This is a genomic window from Porphyrobacter sp. AAP60, from assembly GCF_001296025.1.
In the GTDB taxonomy this organism is placed as follows: domain Bacteria; phylum Pseudomonadota; class Alphaproteobacteria; order Sphingomonadales; family Sphingomonadaceae; genus Erythrobacter.
Genome location: NZ_LJHV01000009.1, coordinates 1 through 22,373 on the forward strand (window position 1 = coordinate 1; position 22,373 = coordinate 22,373).

21 protein-coding genes are annotated in these 22,373 nt (G+C 63.4%); 13 read left to right on the forward strand and 8 right to left on the reverse strand.

Annotated features, from left to right (window positions below):
- Window positions 1-90 precede the first annotated feature (90 nt).
- The 4 genes from cysS to fsa all read right to left on the reverse strand — a co-directional run bounded on the left by cysS (window position 91) and on the right by fsa (window position 4,799).
- Entirely contained in the window at window positions 91-1,539 is a 1,449-nt protein-coding gene (cysS, locus tag IP79_RS09420) for a cysteine--tRNA ligase (RefSeq protein ID WP_054119053.1), read from the reverse strand.
- A 106-nt stretch (window positions 1,540-1,645) separates the two neighbouring features.
- Entirely contained in the window at window positions 1,646-2,308 is a 663-nt protein-coding gene (locus IP79_RS09425; protein WP_054119054.1) for a nitroreductase, read from the reverse strand.
- A complete protein-coding gene (gene cobT / locus IP79_RS09430) occupies window positions 2,305-4,143 on the reverse strand; it encodes a cobaltochelatase subunit CobT (RefSeq protein ID WP_054119055.1) in 1,839 nt (612 codons plus the stop codon). The genes IP79_RS09425 and cobT overlap by 4 nt, the downstream gene beginning before the upstream one ends.
- On the reverse strand, window positions 4,143-4,799 hold the full coding sequence (gene fsa, locus IP79_RS09435) for a fructose-6-phosphate aldolase (RefSeq protein WP_054119115.1): 657 nt from the start codon (window positions 4,797-4,799) through the stop codon (window positions 4,143-4,145). The genes cobT and fsa overlap by 1 nt, the downstream gene beginning before the upstream one ends.
- Window positions 4,800-4,857: 58 nt before the next feature.
- Here fsa and IP79_RS09440 point away from each other — a divergent pair, with 58 nt between their 5' ends.
- Window positions 4,858-5,514, forward strand: coding sequence for a DUF2490 domain-containing protein (locus IP79_RS09440; protein WP_054119056.1), 657 nt, complete (start codon window positions 4,858-4,860; stop codon window positions 5,512-5,514).
- Between the two features lie 4 nt (window positions 5,515-5,518).
- Here IP79_RS09440 and IP79_RS09445 read toward each other — a convergent pair whose 3' ends face one another.
- Window positions 5,519-6,214 carry a DUF4197 domain-containing protein gene (locus IP79_RS09445; protein ID WP_054119116.1) on the reverse strand — a complete coding sequence of 232 codons (696 nt, stop codon included), beginning with the start codon at window positions 6,212-6,214 and terminating at the stop codon, window positions 5,519-5,521.
- A gap of 55 nt (window positions 6,215-6,269) precedes the next feature.
- On the opposite strand from IP79_RS09445, the gene IP79_RS09450 reads away from it, so the two are divergent.
- The 6 genes from IP79_RS09450 to IP79_RS09475 all read left to right on the forward strand — a co-directional run bounded on the left by IP79_RS09450 (window position 6,270) and on the right by IP79_RS09475 (window position 12,644).
- Window positions 6,270-8,438 carry a primosomal protein N' gene (locus tag IP79_RS09450; RefSeq protein ID WP_054119117.1) on the forward strand — a complete coding sequence of 723 codons (2,169 nt, stop codon included), beginning with the start codon at window positions 6,270-6,272 and terminating at the stop codon, window positions 8,436-8,438.
- Window positions 8,439-8,538: 100 nt separating this feature from the next.
- Window positions 8,539-10,164 (forward strand): cryptochrome/photolyase family protein, encoded by a 1,626-nt coding sequence (locus IP79_RS09455; protein ID WP_233994157.1) that lies wholly within the window; start codon window positions 8,539-8,541, stop codon window positions 10,162-10,164.
- Window positions 10,165-10,175: 11 nt separating this feature from the next.
- The gene (locus IP79_RS09460) at window positions 10,176-10,811 is read left to right on the forward strand and encodes a glutathione S-transferase family protein (RefSeq protein WP_054119058.1); all 636 of its coding nucleotides are present in this window, start codon (window positions 10,176-10,178) and stop codon (window positions 10,809-10,811) included.
- Between the two features lie 272 nt (window positions 10,812-11,083).
- On the forward strand, window positions 11,084-11,326 hold the full coding sequence (locus IP79_RS09465) for a hypothetical protein (protein WP_054119059.1): 243 nt from the start codon (window positions 11,084-11,086) through the stop codon (window positions 11,324-11,326).
- An 87-nt stretch (window positions 11,327-11,413) separates the two neighbouring features.
- On the forward strand, window positions 11,414-11,755 hold the full coding sequence (locus IP79_RS09470) for a hypothetical protein (protein WP_054119060.1): 342 nt from the start codon (window positions 11,414-11,416) through the stop codon (window positions 11,753-11,755).
- A 4-nt stretch (window positions 11,756-11,759) separates the two neighbouring features.
- On the forward strand, window positions 11,760-12,644 hold the full coding sequence (locus IP79_RS09475; protein WP_233994158.1) for a hypothetical protein: 885 nt from the start codon (window positions 11,760-11,762) through the stop codon (window positions 12,642-12,644).
- A 71-nt stretch (window positions 12,645-12,715) separates the two neighbouring features.
- On the opposite strand, the gene IP79_RS09480 is transcribed toward IP79_RS09475, so the two are convergent.
- From IP79_RS09480 to IP79_RS15785, 3 genes are read right to left on the reverse strand one after another with little or no spacing between them, the layout of a single operon-like run.
- Window positions 12,716-13,288: a hypothetical protein gene (locus IP79_RS09480; protein WP_054119062.1), complete on the reverse strand. Its 573-nt coding sequence runs from the start codon at window positions 13,286-13,288 to the stop codon at window positions 12,716-12,718.
- Window positions 13,285-14,373 carry a bifunctional DNA-binding transcriptional regulator/O6-methylguanine-DNA methyltransferase Ada gene (gene ada, locus IP79_RS09485; protein ID WP_233994159.1) on the reverse strand — a complete coding sequence of 363 codons (1,089 nt, stop codon included), beginning with the start codon at window positions 14,371-14,373 and terminating at the stop codon, window positions 13,285-13,287. The genes IP79_RS09480 and ada overlap by 4 nt, the downstream gene beginning before the upstream one ends.
- Window positions 14,370-14,639, reverse strand: coding sequence for a DUF1203 domain-containing protein (locus tag IP79_RS15785; protein WP_233994160.1), 270 nt, complete (start codon window positions 14,637-14,639; stop codon window positions 14,370-14,372). Before IP79_RS15785 ends, ada begins: the two co-directional genes overlap by 4 nt.
- Window positions 14,640-14,987: 348 nt before the next feature.
- Between IP79_RS15785 and IP79_RS09495 the strand changes: the two genes are divergently transcribed.
- The 6 genes from IP79_RS09495 (at window position 14,988) to atpD (ending at window position 22,325) form a co-directional block, all read left to right on the forward strand.
- Window positions 14,988-16,553 carry a S1 family peptidase gene (locus IP79_RS09495; protein WP_054119064.1) on the forward strand — a complete coding sequence of 522 codons (1,566 nt, stop codon included), beginning with the start codon at window positions 14,988-14,990 and terminating at the stop codon, window positions 16,551-16,553.
- 72 nt (window positions 16,554-16,625) lie between these two features.
- Complete coding sequence (locus IP79_RS09500) at window positions 16,626-17,666, forward strand: hypothetical protein (RefSeq protein WP_054119065.1); 1,041 nt, start codon at window positions 16,626-16,628, stop codon at window positions 17,664-17,666.
- Window positions 17,667-17,868: 202 nt separating this feature from the next.
- On the forward strand, window positions 17,869-18,423 hold the full coding sequence (locus IP79_RS09505) for a F0F1 ATP synthase subunit delta (protein ID WP_054119066.1): 555 nt from the start codon (window positions 17,869-17,871) through the stop codon (window positions 18,421-18,423).
- Between the two features lie 11 nt (window positions 18,424-18,434).
- Window positions 18,435-19,964: a F0F1 ATP synthase subunit alpha gene (gene atpA, locus IP79_RS09510; protein ID WP_054119067.1), complete on the forward strand. Its 1,530-nt coding sequence runs from the start codon at window positions 18,435-18,437 to the stop codon at window positions 19,962-19,964.
- Between the two features lie 12 nt (window positions 19,965-19,976).
- On the forward strand, window positions 19,977-20,846 hold the full coding sequence (locus IP79_RS09515; RefSeq protein WP_054119068.1) for a F0F1 ATP synthase subunit gamma: 870 nt from the start codon (window positions 19,977-19,979) through the stop codon (window positions 20,844-20,846).
- Between the two features lie 21 nt (window positions 20,847-20,867).
- Window positions 20,868-22,325, forward strand: coding sequence for a F0F1 ATP synthase subunit beta (gene atpD / locus IP79_RS09520; RefSeq protein WP_054119069.1), 1,458 nt, complete (start codon window positions 20,868-20,870; stop codon window positions 22,323-22,325).
- The last annotated feature ends 48 nt before the right edge of the window (window positions 22,326-22,373 follow it).

Here is a 22,373-nt window from a genome sequence, read left to right on the forward strand (position 1 = left end):
GGGGGGGGGGGGGGGGGGGGGCCCTGTCCGCAGCGGTGTTTTATGCCTCTTGCCCACCCCTAACCCCTCCCGCAAGCGGGAGGGGGATTTTCAGCCCAGCTTCCACTCCCAGCCGAGCGGGTCACCGTCCATCACCTCGACGCCTTGCGCGGCAAGTTCATCGCGGATCGCATCGGAGGCGGCGAAGTCCTTGGCAGCGCGCGCTTCCTTGCGGCGGGCGAGCGCGGCGGTGATTTCGGCTTCGGTGATGCGCGCGGATTTGGGGCGGATGCGAAGATCAGCGCGGGCTAATGCAAACAGCCCAAGGCCAAGGACGGCGTCCATATCCTCGATCACCGCGCGCTTGATCCCGGCATCGACCTTCTTGACCGCGAGTGCCTCCTCCAGCGCGGTAAGGGCGATGGGGGTATTGAGATCGTCGGCCATCGCTGCATCGAACTTCGCCAGCACCGGCGCAAACTTCGGGTGCTCGGCCTCGGGTTGAGACGGCACATCGGCCAAAGACCCTGCCGCCATCACCATCCGCTTCAACCGCGTCAGCGCCGCGCCGAGGCCCTCCCACGAGAACTCCAGCTCCGAACGATAATGCGCCTGCAGGCACATCAGCCGGTAGGCAAGCGGGTGATACCCCCGGTCGACCAGCAATTGCAGCCGCAGGAATTCGCCCGACGACTTCGACATCTTCCCCGACCGTTCGACGAGAAAGTTGTTGTGCATCCAGATCTTCGCGCCAGAATTCTTCGGATCATCCAACCCGTTCGTGCAGCAGAACGCCTGGTTCTGCGCAATTTCGTTGGGGTGGTGGATTTCGCGGTGGTCGATCCCGCCGGTGTGGATATCGAACGGGAAGCCCAAGAGCGCCTCGCCCATCACCGAGCATTCCAGATGCCAGCCCGGCGCGCCCCGGCCCCACGGCGAATCCCACTCCATCTGCCGCGTCTCGCCCGACGGAGTCTTGCGCCAGATCGCAAAATCGGCCGCGTTGCGCTTGCCTTCGACGCTTTCGATCCGGCCCTCTCCGTCCTCGGTGACGGCGCGCGCCAGCCGCCCGTAATCGGCGACGGTGGACACATCGAAATAGAGCCCGCTCTCCAATTTGTAGCAGTGCTTGTCAGCAATCGACTTGCCCCAGTCGATCATCGCATCGACATATTCGGTCGCGCGCGGGTGCTGTTTGGGCTGGACATTCAGCCGCGCCAGATCGCGCTCGAAATCCTCCTGATAGAACTTCGCAATGTCCCACGCGCTCTTGCCCTCGCGCTGCGCCATGCGCTCCATCTTGTCCTCGCCCTCATCGGCGTCGGACGTCAGGTGGCCGACATCGGTGATGTTGACGACGTGGGTGAGCTTATACCCCTTCCACTGCAACGTCCGCCCCAGCGTGTCGGCAAACACATAGGCGCGCATATTGCCGATATGCTGGTAGTTATAGACCGTCGGCCCGCAGGTGTAGACGCGCGCCTCGCCAGGGTGGACGGGCGCGAACACCTCGGTTTGCCGGGTGAGCGAGTTGAACAGCTTGAGGGGCACGTCGGTCATGGGCGGGCCTTTGCCCTATTCCGTCATCCCGGCGCAAGCCGGGATCGTTTGCGGCAAGCCCGGCACATGCGGCCAGCGACCCCGGCCTGCGCCGGGGTGACGGATGTCACTCGAACCCGATGAACTTCACATGCTCGTCGAGAGGCACACGCTCGCGCTCGAAATTGTTGAGCGGCGCGTCCGGATCGCGGTAGCCGATCGCCATGCCGCAGAAGAACATATAGCGTTCGTGATCGAGGCCAAGGAACTCGCGGATCGTATTGGCATAAAGCGCCATGTATTCCTGCCAGCAGGAATCCAGCCCCTCTTCGCGCAGCAACAGCGCGACGGTTTGCAGCCACATGCCGACATCCGACCACTGCGGCTCCTTCATCAGGCGCGGGAAATAGACGAACATCACCGCAGGCGCATCGAAGCTGGTGGCATTGCGCATCATCGCCGCCATGCGGCCAGCGCCATCATCACGCGCAATCCCCATCGCGCCGAACATGCCCGCAGAAACCCGGTTGAGGCGTTCCTTGTAGGTATCTTCCGTACCGGGCGCGGCCCAGTCGTACTCGGCGGCCTGCGGGCCGTCGGCGATGATCTTAGCCTGCAAGTCCTTCAAGGGCTGGCCGGTGAGGATGCTGGCTTCCCACGGCTGGTAATTGCAGCCCGAAGCCGCCCAACGCGCTGTGTCCATGACGCGGGTGAGCGTTTCGAGATCGACCGGCTTATCGAGATAATTGCGGATTGAGCGGCGGGTGGTAACGGCTTCGGTGACGTTCATTTGCGTTTAGTACCCTTCTCATCCTCGAACAGTTCCGCCAACTGCTCCATGATCGTGCCGCCCAGTTGCTCTACGTCCATGATCGTCACCGCGCGGCGATAATAGCGCGTCACGTCATGCCCGATCCCGATCGCCACCAACTGCACGGGCGAAACCTTCTCGATCCATTCGATCACGCTGCGCAGGTGCGCCTCAAGATACCCAGCCGAGTTCACCGACAGCGTCGAATCGTCCACCGGCGCACCGTCGCTGATGACCATCAGGATGCGGCGTTCTTCGGGGCGGTAGAGCAGACGGCTGTGCGCCCAGATCAGCGCCTCGCCGTCGATGTTCTCCTTCAGCAAACCTTCGCGCATCATCAGGCCGAGATTGCGACGCGCGCGGCGCCACGGCTCGTCGGCCTGTTTGTAGATGATGTGGCGCAGATCGTTGAGGCGGCCCGGATTCTGCGGCTTGCCATCGGCGAGCCATGCTTCGCGCCCCTGCCCGCCCTTCCATGCGCGGGTGGTGAAGCCGAGGATTTCAGTCTTGACCCCGCAGCGTTCCAGCGTGCGCGCCAGAATATCGGCGCTGATCGCCGCGATGCTGATCGGGCGGCCCCGCATTGATCCCGAGTTATCGATCAGCAGGGTGACAATCGTGTCCTTGAACTCGACATCGCGTTCGACCTTGTAGGACAGCGCCGTGCCGGGCGAGATGATCACGCGGGCGAGGCGGGCTGCATCGAGCACGCCTTCCTCCATGTCGAAATCCCAGCTGCGGTTCTGCTGCGCCATCAAGCGGCGCTGCAAGCGGTTGGCGAGGCGCGTGACCACGCCTTGCAGTCCGGTCAGCTGGCTATCGAGATAGGCGCGCAGCCGGTCGAGTTCTTCGGCATCGCACAGGTCGGGCGCAGCGACTTCCTCGTCGAAACGGGTGGTGAAGGCCTTGTAATCCACGCTCGGCGGGATGTCGGCCTGCGGGCGATTGGGGCGGACGGGCGCGTTGGAGGCATCGCCTTCTTCGCCCGGCTCCCCTTCGGACATTTCGCTTTCGGACGACATATCGGACGAATCGTCGCCCTCGCCTTCGCCCTCGGCCATGTCGCCCGCCATTTCGGCGGCCTGCGGATCGCCTTCGCCCTGATTGTCGTCCTCGCCCTGGCTTTCATCCTCGGGGCCGTCTTCGTCATCGGGCGAATCGCTGTCGCTTTCATCCGGCGCATCGGTGGAACGGGTCAGGTCGAGTTCGCGCAGCATGTCGAGCGCGAGTTTCTGGAACGCTTCCTGATCGGAGAGCTTCTCGGCCAGCGCGCCGAAATCCTTGCCGACTTTCTCTTCGAGGAAATCGCGCACCAGTTCGATCCCGCCCTGCGCCTTGGCAGGCACGGCTTCTCCCGTCAGTGCCTCGCGCACGAGCAGGGCCAGCGCGGTTTGCAAGGGCACTTCGGAGGAGTTCTGCGCCCGCACGATCTTGTCGCCTGACGTGCGCATTTCGGTCGCCGCGTCGAGATTGGCCTTGATTCCGCCGAAGCGGTTCGCGCCCAGCGCCTCGTAACGCACCTGCTCGATCGCGTCGTAACAGGCGCGGGCGATGGGTTCGGGCGGGGCGGCTTTGGCGTGGAGCGCGGCGTTGTGGTGGCGCAGTTTGAGCGCAAAGCTATCGGCAAAGCCGCGCGCTTCGGTCACCTGATCGGCTGGCAGATCGCGCCCCGGCAAGGGCACGCGGAAACGGTTGCCCGCGGCCCCCGGCACATCGGCGCTCCACGCCACCTCCACCTCGGCATCGCGCGCAATCGCACGGCTTGCGCCGGTCAGCGCCTGTTTGAACAGATCAAGCGGGGACTGGTCAGCCATTACTTGAGAATCGTCTGACCCGTCTTGGCCCAATCGGCCATGAAGCCTTCGATGCCCTTGTCGGTCAGCACGTGCTTGAACAAGTCGTGGATCACCTTGGGCGGCGCGGTCATCACGTCCGCGCCGATCTTGGCGGCTTGCAGCACGTGGGTGGTGTGGCGAACGCTGGCGACAAGGATTTCGGTGGCGAAATTGTAGTTGTCGTAAATCAGGCGGATGTCCTCAATCAGGTCCATCCCGTCAAAGCCGTTATCGTCATGCCGACCGACGAAGGGGGAGATGAAGCTCGCCCCGGCCTTGGCCGCCAGCAGCGCCTGATTGGCCGAAAAGCACAGGGTCACATTGACCATCGTGCCTTCGCCGGTCAGCGCCTTGCAGGTCTTCAGCCCGTCCACCGTCAGCGGCACCTTGATGCAGACATTGTCCGCAATCTTGCGCAGCACTTCGGCCTCTTTCATCATCGTCGCGTGATCCAGCGCCACCACTTCGGCCGAGACCGGGCCATCGACGATGCCGCAAATTTCGCGGGTCACTTCCATGAAATCCCGCCCCGATTTGGCGATCAGCGAGGGGTTGGTGGTCACGCCATCGAGCAGGCCGGTGGCGGCCAGTTCGCGGATCGGTTCGATCTCGGCGGTGTCGACGAAGAATTTCATGAGATAGCTCCAGCTTTTGCGATTGGCTGCGGTTTGGGTCGCGGCGTAATGGAGGGACATGAACCGAACCATCACCCACTTTGCGATGCTGCTTGCCGCCCTCGCCGCCGCTTGGCAACCATCGAAAGCACGCGCGGCCGATGAAGATGTGCAATTGTGGCAGTTCGTCTTCCTCACGGGCGATATTGGCGAGGATACCCGGCTGACGGTCGATGCCACGCAGCGCTGGCGCGAGGCCGCACGGGGGGATGATCAACAAACCTTGCGCGTAACCATCGAACAGCAGGTGGCCGAGGGCGTGCGCATCGGCGGCGGGGGCGCGCTGTTCGACGCCGGCGGCGCGACTGAGATTCGCCCGCATCAGCAGGTTACCCTTGTATCGGGCCGGATCGAAGCGCGCACGCGGCTGGAACAGCGGTTTTTCGATGGCGCTGACAGGGTCGAAGTGCGCCTGCGCCAGCGCATCCAGTACAATCAGCCGCTGGGTAACGGCTGGCGCGCCAGTATCGGCGGGGAATGGCTTGGGCTGTTGCAATCACGCAATGAAGGCGAAGGCGCTTCGACCGAACAATGGCGGGCGCAAACGGGCGTGGCCTACAGGGTCAGCGAAAAGCTGGAAATCGGCGCGAATTACTGGCTCCTCGCCTTTCCCCGCGGCGACCGCCCGGCGCGCTACAGCCATGTGCCGCAGACTGTACTGATCTACCGCTTCTGAGGCGTCAGATGCGGCTGCCCAGCCCGAAGGTGCCGATCAGCAGCGGATCGCGGGTGGCCTGCGGATTGGCGCGGATCGCGGCTTCCTCGCGTGCGATTTCGCCCCAGATCGCATTATCCACCTCGGTCCCGATGCGCTGCGCCACCGCGCCGACATTGACACCGGTCAGCGCACTCAACGCCTCGCCCAGCAGCGGATCGCGCGAAACGCGGATGGCTTGGCCCAGTTCGGGCACCACTGCATCGATCAGCGCGGTGCCGACCTCTGCGCGCAAATAGCTGCTGGCCGCTGTCGGCCCGCCGCGCACCAGATCGATCGCGTTTTCAAACCCGATCACGCTGATCGCATCGGTCACTACCGGAGCGGCGCGGAAGCTGGCTTCGATGGCGAAATCGGCAAAGCGTTCCTCCAGCCGATCCTTGACCAGCGCCGAGGTGAGGATGCGCGACAAAACGTCGCCGCGCGTACCCATCAACTCATTGAGGCCGACACGCGCCACTTGCTCGTCCCAGAAGCCGCCCGGCGCAGTCAGCCGCGCAAAGGCATTTTCCGATGCCAGCAGCAGCATCCGGCGCACGGCTTCGACCATGCTGAACCCACCGGTGCTGGCGCATCCGGGCAGCAGGATCAGCGCCGCCCCGCCAGCGGCTCCGGCCAGCAGGGCGCGGCGGGTCGGGGTCGATTGATGAATTGCGGTCATTTTCGGGGTCTCCATGCTTGCCCCAACCTACTGCCAGTGCCCATATGGCGGCAAGATGAACCGTATCCGCCTGTTAGTTTTGAACGCCGCGCTCGGCCCGCTGGATTACCGGCTGCCCGATGGGGTGAATGCGCCAGCGGGCAGTGTGGTGATCGCGCCGCTTGGCCCGCGCAAGGTGACAGGCATCGTGTGGGACGAAGGGCGGTTGCCTGGCGATGAAATCGCTTTCGAGCGGCTGCGCCCGATCCTTGAGGTGCTGCCTGTCCCGCCCCTGCCCGAACCACTGCGGCGGCTGATCGAATGGACAGCGGATTATTACTGCGCGCCGCTGGCCAGCGTGGCGCGCATGGCGCTGGCGAGCGGCGGGGCGCTGGGCGGGCCTGCGACCATGACCGAATACCGGCTGACGGGCGCGGATGGCTCCGGGCGACTCACAGCACAGCGCAAGACCGCTCTGGAAAAACTGACCGGCGAACAGGGCACCATGCGCGAGTTGGCGGCAATCGCCGGTGTTTCCGAGGGCGTGCTGCGCGGCATGGCAGGCGCGGGGCTGATCGAGCCGGTGACAGTGAATATCGACCGCCCCTACCCCCCGGCCGATCCCGATTTCGATCAACCGGACTTGTCGCCCGTTCAGGCCGAGGTCGCGGGCAAGCTGACAGCGGCGGTGCAGGCCCGCAGCTTTGCCCCCTTCCTGCTCGACGGGGTGACCGGATCGGGCAAGACCGAAACCTATTTCGAACCCGTGGCCGAAGCGATCCGCAGCGGTAAGCAGGTCCTGGTGCTGCTGCCCGAAATCGCGCTGACCGAGAACTTCCTCAGCCGCTTTGCCGCCCGCTTCGGCGCGGCGCCGGTGCTGTGGCATTCCTCATTGAAATCCACCGAGCGGCGGCGCGCGTGGCGGGCGATTGCCGGTGGAAGCGCGCAGGTCGTGGTCGGCGCACGTTCGGCGCTGTTCCTGCCCTATGCCAATCTTGGCCTGATCGTGGTCGATGAAGCGCACGAAATCAGCTTCAAGCAGGATGACGGGGTGCGATACAACGCCCGCGATGTCTCGGTAATGCGCGCGCGGTTCGAAGGCGTGCCGGTGATCCTCGCCAGCGCCACCCCGGCGCTGGAAAGCCTGCACATGGCGACGCAAGGCGTTTACGAAAAACTCGATCTGCCCAGCCGGTTTGGCGGGGCAAGCCTGCCGACAGTGCGGCTGATCAACCTCACGGAAGAAAAGCCCGGCAGCCAGCGCTGGCTTGCCGGGCCGCTGATCGATGCCTTGCGTGACCGGCTGGACAAGGGCGAACAATCGCTGCTGTTCCTCAACCGCCGCGGCTATGCCCCGCTGACTTTGTGCCGCAATTGCGGGCACCGTTTCAAATGCCCCAGTTGCAGCGCATGGCTGGTCGAACACCGCCTGTCCGCCCGGCTCGCCTGCCACCATTGCGGATTCGAAACGCGGGTGCCCGATGCCTGCCCCGAATGCGGCGAGAGCGATTGTCTGGTCGCCTGCGGCCCCGGCGTGGAGCGGATCGCAGCCGAAGTCGCCGAACTGTTCCCGCAGGCGCGGGTGGTGGTGGCGACATCAGACACCCTCAATACCCCTGACCGCGCCGCCGAATTCATTGCGCAGGCGGAAGGCCGGGCGATCGACATCATCATCGGCACGCAGCTGGTCACCAAGGGGTTCCACTTCCCCGATCTCACGCTGGTGGGCGTGGTCGATGCCGATCTCGGGCTTGAAGGCGGAGACTTGCGGGCGGGCGAGCGCACCTTCAGCCAGATTGCGCAGGTTGCCGGGCGCGCAGGGCGCGGGGCCAAGCCGGGCGAAGTGCTGATCCAGACGCGCCACCCCGATGCGCCCGTGATCGCCGCACTGGCAAACGGCGACCGCGACGGGTTCTACGCCGCCGAAACCGATGCGCGGCGCGATGCCGGCGCCCCGCCATTCGGGCGCTGGGCGGCAATCATCCTGTCATCAGAGGATGAGAAAGAAGCGCGCCAAGCTGCCGCCCGGCTGGGCGATGCGCGGCCGCGGCTGGCGGATGTCCAGATCCTGGGCCCTGCACCTGCACCGCTGGCGCTGCTGCGCGGGCGCTATCGTTACCGATTTCTGGTCAACGCCAAGCGAAGCGCCAACCTGCAAGCTGCCTTGCGCGACTGGATCGGCGCCGTGCAATTCGCGCCCGGTGTGCGGGTCGGCGTGGATATTGATCCTTACTCGTTCGTGTAACTCGTCATTGCAAGGCGACGCAGTCGCCGCGGCAATCCATGACCGGGCATAGCTCCAATCACGGCTGGCGGGTCATGGATTGCCGCGCCTTCGGCTCGCAATGACGAAACTAAAGGCCTCGCGCAGCATTACCCCCCGCATGACCAACCCGATCCTTGTGCCGATTCTCGGCGACCAGCTCTCGCGCAACATCTCAAGTCTTGATGGCCTGACGCCCTCCGATGCCACCATCCTGATGATGGAGGTGTGGGACGAGGCGACCTATGTGAAGCACCACAAGCAGAAGATCGTGCTGATCTTTTCGGCCATGCGCCACTTCGCGGAAGAACTGCGCGCCGATGGCTGGCAGGTCGATTACGTGGCGCTGGATGATCCCGGCAACACCGGCAGCTTCACCGGCGAAGTCGCCCGCGCAGTGGCGCGTCATGACGCCAGCGAAGTGCGCATCACCGAGGCGAGCGAATGGCGCGTAAGCCAAGCGATTGCGGAATGGGAAGACCGCCTGCCCTGCCCGGTCAGCATCCTGCCCGACACCCGCTTCATCGCCACCCACGCCGACTTCCGTGCCTTCGCGGAAGACCGCAAGCATCTGACGATGGAGTATTTTTACCGCGAAATGCGCCGCAAGACCGGGCTGTTGATGCGCGATGACGGCCAAGGGAAAATGGGGCCGGAAGGCGACCAGTGGAACCTCGACGCGGAGAACCGCGAACCGCCCAAGGGCGACATGAAATCGCCACCAGTGCCGAAGTTCGAACCCGATGCGATAACGCAGGAAGTCATCGCCCTCGTCGGGACACGGTTTGCCGATCACTTCGGCGATCTTGAACCTTTCGGCTGGCCCGTCACCCGCGATGAGGCACTGGACGCCGCAGATGCCTTCTTTGCCAGGCGGCTGGAAAAATTCGGCCCCTATCAGGACGCGATGGTGCACGGACAGGATGACCTTTATCATTCCATGCTCTCGACCAGCCTGAATATCGGGCTGCTCGATCCGCTGGAGCTATGCCAGCGCGCCGAGGCCGAATATCGCAAGGGCCGCGCGCCATTGAATTCGGTCGAAGGCTTCATCCGCCAGATCATCGGCTGGCGCGAATATGTACGCGGGTTCTACTGGCACCAGATGCCGGGGCTGGCCGAAGCCAACGAACTCGGCGCCCACCGCCCGCTGCCGGAATTTTTCTGGACGGGCAAAACCGACATGCGCTGCCTTGCCGATTGCGTCCGCACCACGCGGGAAGATGCCCACGCGCACCATATCCAGCGGCTGATGGTGCTCGGCAATTTCTGCCTGATCGCGGGTATCGAGCCGAAAGCGGTGCAGGACTGGTATCTCGCGGTCTATGCCGATGCCTTCGACTGGGTCGAACTGCCGAACGTATCCGGCATGGTCCTTTATGCCGATGGCGGCAGGCTGGCGACCAAGCCCTATGCAGCGTCGGGCAATTATATCAACAAGATGTCCGATTACTGCGGCAAATGCCGGTACAAAGTCAGCCAGAAAACCGGCGACGGCGCCTGCCCGTTCAATCCGCTTTACTGGCATTTCATGGACGCGAACCGGGCGCGGCTGGAAAGCAACCACCGCATCGGCCGCATCTTTGCCACGTGGGACAGGATGGGCGAGGCCAAGCAGGGCGAATATCTGCAAAGCGCCCAAAAATTCCTCGACAGCCTTGAACCAGCCCGCAAGGGTTGGGCGCGAGCCGAAGAACCCACCGAATAAGGGAGCCCATTATGCTGACCATCCACCACCTGCGCCTGTCGCAATCCGAACGCATCGTCTGGCTGGCCGAGGAGCTGGCGCTGGATTACGAATGCAAGCTCTACACCCGCCGCGCCGATAATCGTCTAGCTCCTGATGAATACAAGGCGCTGCACCCGATGGGCATTGCGCCGGTGATCACAGACGATGATCTTGTGCTGGGCGAAAGCGGCGCGATCATGGATTACATCATCGCCAAATATGCCCCCGGCACCCCGCTGATGCCGCACCCCGGCCACCGCGATTACACCGATCACCTGTTCTATTATCACTGGGCCAATGCCACCTTCATGACCAACGGCATGATGGCGCTGGTGGCGCAGTTCATGGGCGCAAAGGAACTGCCGCCCTTCGTGGCAGACCGGGTGCAGAAAGGCTGGGCCATTGTCGAGAAACGGCTGGGCGAGGCGGAGTATTTCGGCGGATCGCAACTGACCACTGCCGACATCATGATGGGTTTCCAGCTCACCACCAGCCGCGCGATGAGCGGCATGGGGATCGACGGGATGCCCAACCTGCAAGCCTATCTGAAGCGCATCGGCGAACGGCCCGCCTATCAGGCGGCTATGGCCAAGTGCGAACCGGGGATGCCGCCCAAGCTGGATTGAGGCATTCTGCGTCATTGCGAGGAGCGCAGCGACGATGCAATCCATGACCGGGCCATGCCGCAATGCGGACACTTCAGGTCATGGATTGCCGCGCCTTCGGCTCGCAATGACGAGGGTGAAGCGCTGGCGTGAACCACGGCCCGTCGCACCAGCGGCGCGGTCAGTCTCGGATCACGGAACACCGCGCGGCCGGGTTAGCTTTCGCTGCCCAGACGCAGACGGGCAGGCCTGATGCTTGTCCGTTGCCGTAACCAGCCGAAGGAGCCTTCGTCATGCCAGCCAATCCCACCCCGCCGCAGCAGACCCGCCCCAAATGGTTCTGGGTGGCCCTGATCGCGGTTTTCGCCGTTATTCTGGTCACGATCCTGTTCAACCCTTCGGGCGATCGCGATGGCACAGTATCCGATCCGATCGTGATGCCGGAAACCGGTGAAGGAAGCGGCGTGGGCCAGACGCCCGAAAGCGAAGGCCCTGCACCGGAACCCTTTGCGCCCGGCGGCGACCCCGAAAACTGAGGCAGCAAACCTAACAGCACTTGTCACGCACAAGCGCCCGGAAACGCGATAGACCCACGGAATTATTCACGTTCCGGGGGCATTGCCATGATCCGTTCCATTCTGTTCACCGCCATCTCTGCCAGCCTCTGCATCGCAGTGCCATCGGCTAGTCACGCCGCCGGCAAGGAAGAACAGAAGATCATGCAGATGGTATCCGAATGCGCCTATGTCGTGCGGATCGCCGAAGGCAATGGTGTGAGCCTGAACAATCCTTCATCGACTTGGGATCAGGCCAAGGCCGCCACCGCCGTCAAACTGCAAATCGACCCGGCCCGCTATGATGCGGAAGCGCGCGCCAAGTACAAGAAGCGTGAACGGGTCATGGGTGCAGCTGAAACCATGCAGAAAGTGATCCAGCGCGCCCGCGATTGCGATGCACAGCTTTGATCTGATGCGCGGTTGGCGCAGCGCCGTGCCTGTGGCCGCAGCCCTGTTGGTGGGCGCAGCTTATCCTGCTGGTGCCGCCAATAGCGACGAGATTTCACCGCAGGATCTGGCCAACACCACGCTGGAATGCGCCAGCGCCATGAAGTTTTCAGAAGACAACGGCGAACCCCTGCGGTTCAGCAGCGCCGTGCTGTTCGAGGAATTTCTAGAACTGGAGCGCAAACACGGCGTCTCGCGCGAAATCGCCGCGAAATGGGCCCAGCAACAATTCGACACGCTGACGGCGGGGAAAACCGAGTCCGCCGCCGAGGATTACGTCTTCGATCTGGCCGTAATGTGCGAAGAACTGACGATCGAGCGCGAAGATCGCCGGATCGCCGCCGAACGCCAGCAGGCCCATGAACAGGGCGGCGAGATCAACGTCCCCTTCCTGCGCCAGCACATGGCCGCCAACCGCAACCCGCGCCTGATCGCGGATTACATCGTCGATCGTCACCCGGGCGGCAAAGGCCGGATGGGCGATCCCATCCCCGAAGGCGAATATCTGGGCGAGTTGGTGGTGGAAATCGGGAAACTGGGCGTGCAGGCCTTGAGCGATGCGGCCATCGTGGCAATGATCACCGATCCGTTCTGGCAATACAATCCGCCCGCCACACGGCTGGTGACCGAGGAATATCAGCGACGGCTGCGAGTGATGAAATTCAACGCGCGTGATGCCCAGGCCTGGGCCGGACGCGTGCAGGCCGAACGGCGCAGCGAAATGGAAAGCATGGCAGCGCGATCGGCAGAACGCTGGGGCAGCAGCGTCAAATGCACCAATGTTGCGCCCAACGGACTGGAGGGCAAAAGCTACACCTCGTGCCGCGTGCTGGACAGATACGGGCAATAGCGCCGCCATGAGGGAGGTAGGCAAAGCTTCCCGTCCACGTCGCCCCGGACTTGATCCGGGGCTTGGCTGCGCTATTCGCGCACTTTATCGTTGCCGATGAAGCCCATCGAGAAGCCGTTACGTGCCGAGGCAAATACCAGCACCGCAAGCAGCGCCCCCACACGTTCAAAATCTATGGCGGCAAACTGCTGATTGTCATACGGATCGAAGGCCACGCGCTCGCTGTCTTCAGCCCGCAGCATCGTTCCGGGCGCGAAGCCCGCATGGGCCTCCAGCGCGCGGGCATAATCCGCCAGGGTGGGATAGCCATCGCGGGCCGGAAAATTGTCCCACAAGCCGCGCTTCTTCAGTTCGGCTTCGGCATCGGCGAGCATCTGCGGCCGAAACAGCGCGTCGACATAAGCCATGTAGCGCCGATACATTTCGGCATCGGCAAAGGACACAACTTCGGGAAATGCTGCTTCGTGGATGCAGCCGAAGTGTTCGGGCGTGGCCCCGGCTTCAGGGGTGATGATTATCTCGATGCTCTGGAGATAATCCTCGTATTTTACCGAGAAACCACCGGCTTTGAGGCCGCACTCAAGCAGCTTCTGCTCGATAATATGTTCCTGAACAGCCGGTGGTTCGGACGGAGTATCAATCATTCATTGGTTTGTAGGGCAGTCCCGGCATCTGGCCAATCCCTCCAAACCCCCTCCCGCCGCAGCAACTCCGCCTTGATGTCCAGCCCGTAGGCATAGCCCCCCAGCGTCCCCTCGCTGGCGATGACGCGGTGGCAGGGGATCAGCACCGCGACATTGTTCGCGCCGTTCGCTCCGCCCACTGCGCGGCTGGCTTTGGGGTTGCCGAGGGCTGCTGCCAGCTCGCCATAGCTGCGCGTTTCGCCGTGGGGGATGCGGCGCAGTTCTTCCCAGACGCGCTGCTGGAAGGCGGTGCCCTTCACATCGAGCGGGATCGCGGCGCTGCCCGAAATATTCGCGCCAGGCTGTTCGACCGCCGCCAGCACAGCAGCAAACAGATCGCGGAAATCCTCCCCCGCTGCGACCAGTTCAGCGCGGGGGAAACGGGCGCGCAATTCCGCCTCGCCCTCTCCGAATGCCAGACAGCACACGCCCTTGTCGGTCGCCGCCACCAGCATCGGCCCCAGCGATGTTTCCAACACCGCCCAATGAACCACACGGCCCGCGCCGCCCTTGCTCCATTCACTTGGCGCCATGCCCAGTCTGCCTTTCGTCTCTGCGTAGAACTGTTTAGACCCCGCGTAGCCCGCGCCAGACAGGGCCTTGGTGACGGTTAGACCCCCCGACAGCGCCTCGCGCACCCGCTCATCGCGCAATGCTCTGGCAAAGGCGGCGGGTGACAATCCGACGCTGCGTTTGAACAATCGCTGGAAATGGGTGGGGGTGTATCCGGTCAGGTCGGCCAGCGCCTCCAGCGTCATGGCGCCGCCTTCGCGGATCGCGGCGATGGCGGCAAGCACGCAGGCCTCCTCGGCGCTCTGCGCGTCAGGAGAACAGCGTTTACAAGGCCTTAGACCAGCCGCTACGGCATCCGCAGGCGTGGCGTAGAACCGCACATTCTTGCGCAAGGGCGCCCTCGCCGGGCAGGAAGGGCGGCAATAGATGCCAGTTGAATGCACGCCGGTAACGAACGCGCCGTCGAACCGCCGGTCCTTGGCCAGCACCGATTGCCAGCGATCATCGTCAGAAATGTTCTCAAAATGTTTCACGTGAAACATTCCTCCGCACTGGCTGCATCGTGGCGCTCGATCCGCGCAGCAAAACAGCCATGCATCGCGTTGTGCGCATCAATATAGGTCACCGCGGGATCATCAAGCAATGCCCGCACCTGCGTATCGGCATCGTCCGCCAGCGCCAGCGCAGCGCGGTGAAGATTGCCGTTCGCGTCATAGCCCCGCAGCGCAATCGGACGGCGGCGCAGGATCGGGGGGAGCGCATCGACATACTCGGCGGCGGCATCTGCTGCCTCGCGCACGTAGATCGCAAAGGCGTGGCGATAGGGAGGGGCACGTCGTGGTTGGTAAAATGGGCCAGCACCAGCGCCTCGCCCGGCGCAGCGTCTTCGAGACTAACGCGGCACGGGTAATACCCCGCCGCGTCAGCCACTTCGCGCCGTGCAAGATTGGCGTCCAGTTCGCCCTCACTCGCCGAAAAAAGTGGGGCAAATACTGCTGGGTCAAGGCCGCAAATTCGGTAAGTCATGGCAGGCTCCTAGAACTGGAATGATTTCTCGCCCCCCTTTTGCGGCAGGCCGTGCGAGGCCGCACCCCCTACCCTTGCGTTCAATGTCGCGCGGGGTGCAAAAAGCGGTATAAGCCGCGCCATGAACTGCCTTCGCCTCCTGTTCGCCCTGCTGTTGACCCTGCTGGCCGCCCCCGCGCTGGCCGATCCCGCCGATGTCGATGCGGCAGCGCGCGGCGTGGTGCGGGTTATCATCATCGGAGAGGACAGGGGCGAACCCGCGCCGGTCAGCCACGGCACCGGCTTTGCGGTCAGCCCCACGCGGATCGTCACCAACGCCCATGTCGTGGCGGAAGCAATGCAGGATGATACCCTGCGCGTCGGCATCGTGCCGTCCGAAGGCGAAGGCGGGGCTTTTGCACGGGTGATCGCGGTATCCCCGCGCAACGACTTGGCGCTGCTCGAAATCGCCAAGGGCAGCCTGCGCCTGCCCCAGCTGGCATTGGCGGCCAGCGCCGGAGGTAATCTGGGCGAGGTGACGGCAGTCGGCTATCCGATGAATGTCGATCTGGCACAGGGCCTTGATATGGCTGATATATTCCGCGCCCAGCCGCCGGTAAAAAGCCGCGGGTTCCTTTCGGGTGAGCGCCCTGCGCGCCAGTTCGACACGATCCTCCACACCGCGCCGATCGCCCGCGGCAATTCGGGCGGGCCGCTGCTCGATCCGTGCGGTCGGGTGATCGGGGTCAACAGTTTCAGCGCGGATTCGGCGAGCGGGGACGGGGAATTCTACTTCGCGGTATCCTTGCGCGAATTGCTGCCGTTCCTGCGGGATAACGGGGTGGAGCCGGTGACCAATGCGCTCCCCTGCCGCTCAATCGAAGACCTGAATGCCGAGGAACGCCAACGGCTTGAAGCCGACCAGTCGCGGGCGCGCGAACGCCTGGCGCAGCGGGCCGAAACCATGCGCGAAGTGCGCGAAACGGCACGGCTGACCGCGCAGATGGAAGTGCTCGCCGCGCGGGAAGACCGCATGGCGCTTGCCCTGATCGCCCTGCTGGCGGCGATCGGCGCAGGCTATGCCGCGATGGTGTGGAGCAAGGATAGTGCAAGGCGCAAACACGCGGGAATCGCGGGCGCTGTGGCAGGCGCAGCGCTGATCGCGGCGGGACTGCTGTGGGTCACCCGCCCCGGCCTCACCGAGATCGAAGACCGCGTCGAAGCGGCTGTGGCCGAGGCGGAGGGCGGGCCCGCGCCCGGCTCGGCCACCCAACCCTCGCTCGCGGCGGAAGGTTCGCTGATCTGCACTCTGGTGCCCGATCGCAGCCGCGTGACGTCGGCCCGTACCGATGATGTGGCGTTTGATTGGTCAGCCGATGGCTGCGTGAACGAGCGCACCCAATACGGGCTCGGACAAGGGGGCGAATGGCGGCGTGTCTTTGCCGCGCAGGAAGATGATGCGATTGCGGTGAACACCTACGATCCGGAAACGCGCACCCTGCGAACCGATCGCTATTTATTGGGGCAGCAGGCGCTGGCAGCCGCACGTTCTGCCCGCGCCGCTTATACCCCGCCGGCCTGCGGGGTCAGCGATGCCGCCCGCACAGTCGGCGAACAGCAATCGGCGCTGATTGCCTTGCTGCCCGAACGGCCGAATGAACGGCTGGTCTATTCTTGCACGGCCAGAGCGGCCAGTGCCGCCCCTTAATCCTGCGTTCAGCATCATTTATGCATCTTTTGCTGCAAGAACAGAGAGTTCTTCGCTATCAGGAGCAGTGGGATGCAACGGGTCGCAGCAAGCGGTGTGGCAACATTCAGGCGCGGCGCGATCATTGCCGCAGTGATGCTGGCATCCATGCTCCCTTTCGCAGCCGCCAATGCCCAGACCAGCCCGGCCGGCACCGATGAAGCCGACGAGGAACCCACGATCATCGTGCAGGGCGAGCAGGAACTGGAGATCGATGAACTGCGCGATGCGGTAAGGGATGTGGCTATGCGCGGGCGTGGCTATGGCAGGCCTCTGTCGCGCTATCAGGCGCCGCTGTGCCCGGTGGTCGTCGGCATGGGCGAACGGATGGGCGCTTACGTTTCCGAACGCATCCGCAGCAATGCCATTGCCGTGGGCGTTGAGGTAGCGGACGAAGGGTGTGATGCCAATGCCGTGCTGATCGTGACCGATGATCAGGACCTGCTGATCGAAGGGATGAGAAAGTCTCACCCGGATTTTTTCGACATATTCGCCAGCCGCGCAATCAGGGCCGCGCAAAGCCGCGGCGATGCCGCAATCGTGTGGTCGCGTTTTGCTACGCAAGGGCCGCTCGGCCGCAACGGCGGAGCGTCGGGCGTCGTGGTTGGCAATTTGCTTGAAGGTGCCTTTGCCAATGCCGGCGGCGCAGCGCGGGAGCTTCAACTTACCCGTCCTTCAAGTTTCGAAATCAATTACAGCGTCGAAAAGGTCTTCACCACAATGGTGTTCGATGTTGACCGGCTCAATGGCGTCCACCTCGACCAGCTTTCAGACTTCGCGACCTTGCGCATTCTCGGCATGCCCCAACCAACTGTCGACATCGAACAGGAAGGGGCCCTTTCTATCCTCAACCTGTTCGATGCCGAACCTTCTGCCGCGCCCATGCGCATGACCGCGCTCGATATGGCGTATCTGAAAGGCCTCTATGCCATGCGGCCCAATGAATCATCGAGCCGGCTCGAACATTTCGTCAAGCTGGCCTATGGGAAAATGGATATCGCCAAGCCATGCAGCGCGCCCACACCATGCGAAGCGGAAATGCGCGATGTGAGGCAATCTGCCGGTCAGCCCTGATCGACCGACAGCCCCGGCCACCAAAATGAAGCCTTCGGCAAGGCTGGCGACCTTCGCACCTGCACAAATCCTGCCCCTGCGGCTTGCACCATCGGGAATCAATTGCTAGGCGCGCGCCAACCTTGAGGCGGTGCCTTTGTGCATCCCCCATACCCAAGGCCCAAGCATTACCCTTCTTAGCTTCCGAGAGGACTGCAAGCGCGTGGATATTTCCGCCGGTATCAAGGCTAGCCTGGCTGGGCGCTATGCCTCGGCTCTGTTCGATCTCGCGAGCGAGAGCGGCGCTGTGACCGCTGTCGAAAGCGATCTGGCAACGCTCGGCGCGGCGCTGGCCGAATCGGGCGAACTTTCTGCACTCACCACCAATCCCGAACTCGCCCGCGATGTGCAGGGCAATGCGATGGCGGCGGTAGCGAAGAAGTTGAAGCTCAGCGTGCTGACCACCAATTTCCTCGGCGTGCTCGCTGCCAACCGCCGCCTTGGCAAACTGCCCGCGATCATCAGCGCGTTCCGCGCGATTGCCGCAGCCCAGCGCGGTGAGGTAACCGCCACTGTCACCAGCGCCCACCCGCTCAGCGCTGATCAGGTTGCTGCCCTGAAAACCAAGCTGACAGCGCGCGAAGGCCGCACTGTCATGCTCACCGCCGCAGTCGACCCCGACCTGCTCGGCGGCCTTGTCGTCACCATCGGATCGCAGCGCATTGATGCCTCGATCCGCACCCGTCTCAACTCGCTTGCCCAAGCCATGAAGGCCTGAAGGACATAAACATGGAAATCCGCGCCGCAGAAATCTCGAAGGTCATCAAGGACCAGATCGCCAATTTCGGCACCGAAGCTGAAGTCAGCGAAACCGGCACCGTGCTGAACGTGGGTGACGGGATCGCCCGTATCCACGGCCTCGACAAGGTGCAGGCCGGTGAAATGGTCGAATTCGCCAATGGCGTGCAGGGCATGGCCCTCAACCTTGAAGCCGACAACGTCGGCGTCGTGATCTTCGGCTCGGACTCCGAGATCAAGGAAGGTGACGTGGTCAAGCGCACCGGCACCATTGTGGACGTTCCCGTCGGCAAGGGTCTGCTGGGCCGCGTGGTCGATGCGCTCGGCAACCCGATCGACGGCAAGGGCCCGATCGTCGCTGAAAAGCGCAGCCGCGTCGAAGTGAAGGCACCCGGCATCATCCCGCGCGAATCCGTGTCCGAGCCGGTGCAGACCGGCCTCAAGGCAATTGACGCGCTGGTGCCCGTGGGCCGCGGTCAGCGCGAGCTGATCATCGGTGACCGCCAGACCGGCAAGACCGCTGTCGCGATCGACACCTTCATCAACCAGAAAGAAGCCAACGCGGGCGACGATGAAGGCAAGAAGCTTTACTGCGTGTATGTCGCCGTCGGCCAGAAGCGTTCCACTGTGGCGCAGATCGTCAAGCAGCTCGAAGAAAACGGCGCGATGGAATATTCCATCGTGATCGCAGCGACCGCTTCGGAACCTGCCCCGCTGCAATACCTCGCGCCCTATACCGGCTGCGCGATGGGCGAATATTTCCGCGATAACGGGATGCACGCCGTGATCGTTTACGATGACCTTTCCAAGCAGGCCGTAGCTTACCGCCAGATGTCGCTGCTGCTGCGTCGTCCTCCGGGCCGTGAAGCCTATCCGGGCGATGTGTTCTACCTGCACAGCCGTCTGCTCGAGCGTGCCGCCAAGATGAACAGCGACAATGGCTCGGGCTCGCTCACCGCGCTGCCGATCATCGAAACGCAGGCCGGTGACGTGTCCGCCTACATTCCGACCAACGTGATCTCGATCACCGATGGTCAGATCTTCCTCGAAACCGGCCTGTTCTTCCAGGGCATCCGCCCGGCGATCAACGTCGGTCTGTCGGTGTCGCGTGTGGGCGGTGCCGCCCAGACCAAGGCGATGAAGAAGGTTTCGGGCTCGATGAAGCTCGACCTTGCGCAGTACCGCGAAATGGCGGCCTTCGCGCAGTTCGGTTCCGACCTCGATGCCTCGACCCAGAAGCTGCTCAACCGCGGCGCACGCCTGACCGAGTTGCTGAAGCAGAAGCAGTTCTCGCCCATGCCGTTCGAAGAGCAGACCCTGTCGATCTATGCCGGCACCAACGGTTTCCTGGATAACATCCCGGTGAACCGCGTGGGCGAATACGAAACGCAGATGCTCGATTACATGCGCCGTGAACACGCTGATGTGGTGACCGAAATCCGCACCAGCAAGAAGTTCGAAGGCGAGGTCGCCGACAAGGCCAAGGCCGCGCTGCAAGCTTTCGCCAAGCAGTTCGCGTAAGGACACCGCCCAGTGCCCTCACTCAAGGAACTGAAAGGTCGGATCAACTCGGTCAAATCGACCCAGAAGATCACCAAGGCCAAGCAGATGGTTGCAGCCGCCAAGCTGCGCCGTGCCCAGGCTGCGGCCGAAGCTGGCCGGCCCTATGCCACACGGCTTGCTGCGGTGATGGCATCGCTGGCGGGCAAGGTTGCGGGCGATAGCGCTCCCAAGCTGCTGGCTGGCACCGGATCGGATCAGCGCCACCTGCTGGTTGTGGTGAACACCGACAAGGGCCTGTGCGGCGGTCTGAACTCGAACCTGGTCAAGGCAGCCAAGATCAAGGCCAAGGAATTGATCGCGGCTGGCAAGACGGTCGAATTCTACCTTGTCGGCAAGAAGGGTCGCGCTCCGCTGAAGCGTGAATTTCCGACCCTGATCGGCGCGGGCTTTGACACCAGCACGGTCAAGACCCCCGGTTTTGCCGAAGCCGAAGCGATTGCCAACGAATTGATCGCGATGTTCGACGCGGGCCAGTTCGATGTCGCCCACCTCGTCTACCCGACCTTCAAATCGGCGCTGGCGCAGGATCCGACAATCAATCAGCTGATCCCCGTCCCCGCCCCGTCCACTGCGGTCGAAGCGGACTCGGTTGTCGAATACGAGCCGAGCGAAGAGGAAATCCTTGAAGAGCTGCTGCCGCGTTATGTGCGCACCCAGCTGTTCGGCGCGCTGCTGGAACGCGAGGCTTCCGAACAGGGCGCCTCGATGACCGCGATGGACAACGCCACGCGCAACGCGGGCGACCTGATCAGCAAGCTGACCATTGTCTACAACCGCCAGCGTCAGGCGGCGATCACCACCGAACTCATCGAAATTATCGCGGGCGCAGAAGCGCTCTAACTGAAGGCTAAGGAACGAAAAATGGCCACCGCCCCCGCTCTCAACCAGACCACCAATGGCACCATCAGCCAGGTCATCGGCGCTGTCGTCGACGTGCATTTCCCAGGGGAACTGCCCGCGATCCTCACCGCGCTTGAAACCCGCAATGGCGACAAGACGCTGGTGCTCGAAGTCGCCCAGCACCTTGGCGAAAACACCGTTCGCACCATCGCGATGGACGCGACCGAAGGTCTCGTGCGCGGCACCGAAGTCGTCAACACCGGCGCGCAGATTTCTGTGCCTGTCGGCCCCAAGGTGCTCGGCCGGATCATGAACGTGATCGGCGAAGCGATCGACGAACGCGGCCCGATCGGTGCGGACAGCACCATGCCGATCCACGCCGATGCCCCGCTGTTCATCGACCAGTCGACCGATGCGGCGATCCTCGTCACCGGCATCAAGGTGATCGACCTGCTCGCGCCCTATGCGCGTGGTGGCAAGATCGGCCTGTTCGGCGGCGCGGGCGTTGGCAAGACCGTGCTGATCCAGGAACTGATCAACAACATCGCCAAGGGCCACGGCGGCGTGTCCGTCTTCGCCGGTGTGGGTGAACGCACCCGCGAAGGCAACGATCTCTACCACGAATTCCTCGACGCTGGCGTTATTGCCAAGGACGCCGATGGCAATGCGACCTCGGAAGGCTCCAAGGTGGCACTCGTTTTCGGCCAGATGAACGAGCCCCCGGGTGCCCGCGCCCGCGTCGCTCTTTCGGGCCTGACGATGGCTGAATATTTCCGCGACGTGGAAGGTCAGGACGTATTGTTCTTCGTCGACAACATCTTCCGTTTCACGCAGGCGGGCTCGGAAGTGTCCGCGCTGCTCGGCCGTATTCCTTCGGCGGTGGGTTATCAGCCGACGCTTGCGACCGACATGGGCAAGCTGCAGGAACGCATCACCTCGACCACCAAGGGCTCGATCACCTCGGTGCAGGCGATCTACGTTCCCGCGGACGATTTGACCGACCCGGCGCCTGCTGCTTCGTTTGCCCACTTGGACGCGACCACGACGCTGAGCCGCGCCATCTCGGAGCTTGGCATCTACCCGGCGGTTGACCCGCTCGACTCCACCTCGCGCGTTCTCGAACCGCGCGTCGTCGGCAACGAGCATTACGAAACCGCCCGCCGCGTTCAGGAAACCCTGCAGAAGTACAAGAGCCTGCAGGACATCATCGCCATTCTCGGGATGGATGAACTGTCGGAAGAGGACAAGCTGATCGTCGCCCGCGCGCGCAAGCTGCAGAAGTTCCTTTCGCAGCCCTTCCACGTCGCGGAAGTCTTCACCGGCATTTCGGGCGTGTTCGTGCAGCTCGAAGACACCGTGAAGAGCTTCAAGGCGGTGGTTGATGGTGAGTACGATCACCTGCCCGAACAGGCCTTCTATATGGTCGGCGGGATCGAACAGGCGGTCGAAAAGGCCAAGAAGATGGCCGAAGAGGCGTAATCAAGCTCCCCTCCCGCTTGCGGGAGGGGTCGGGTGTGGGAATGGGCC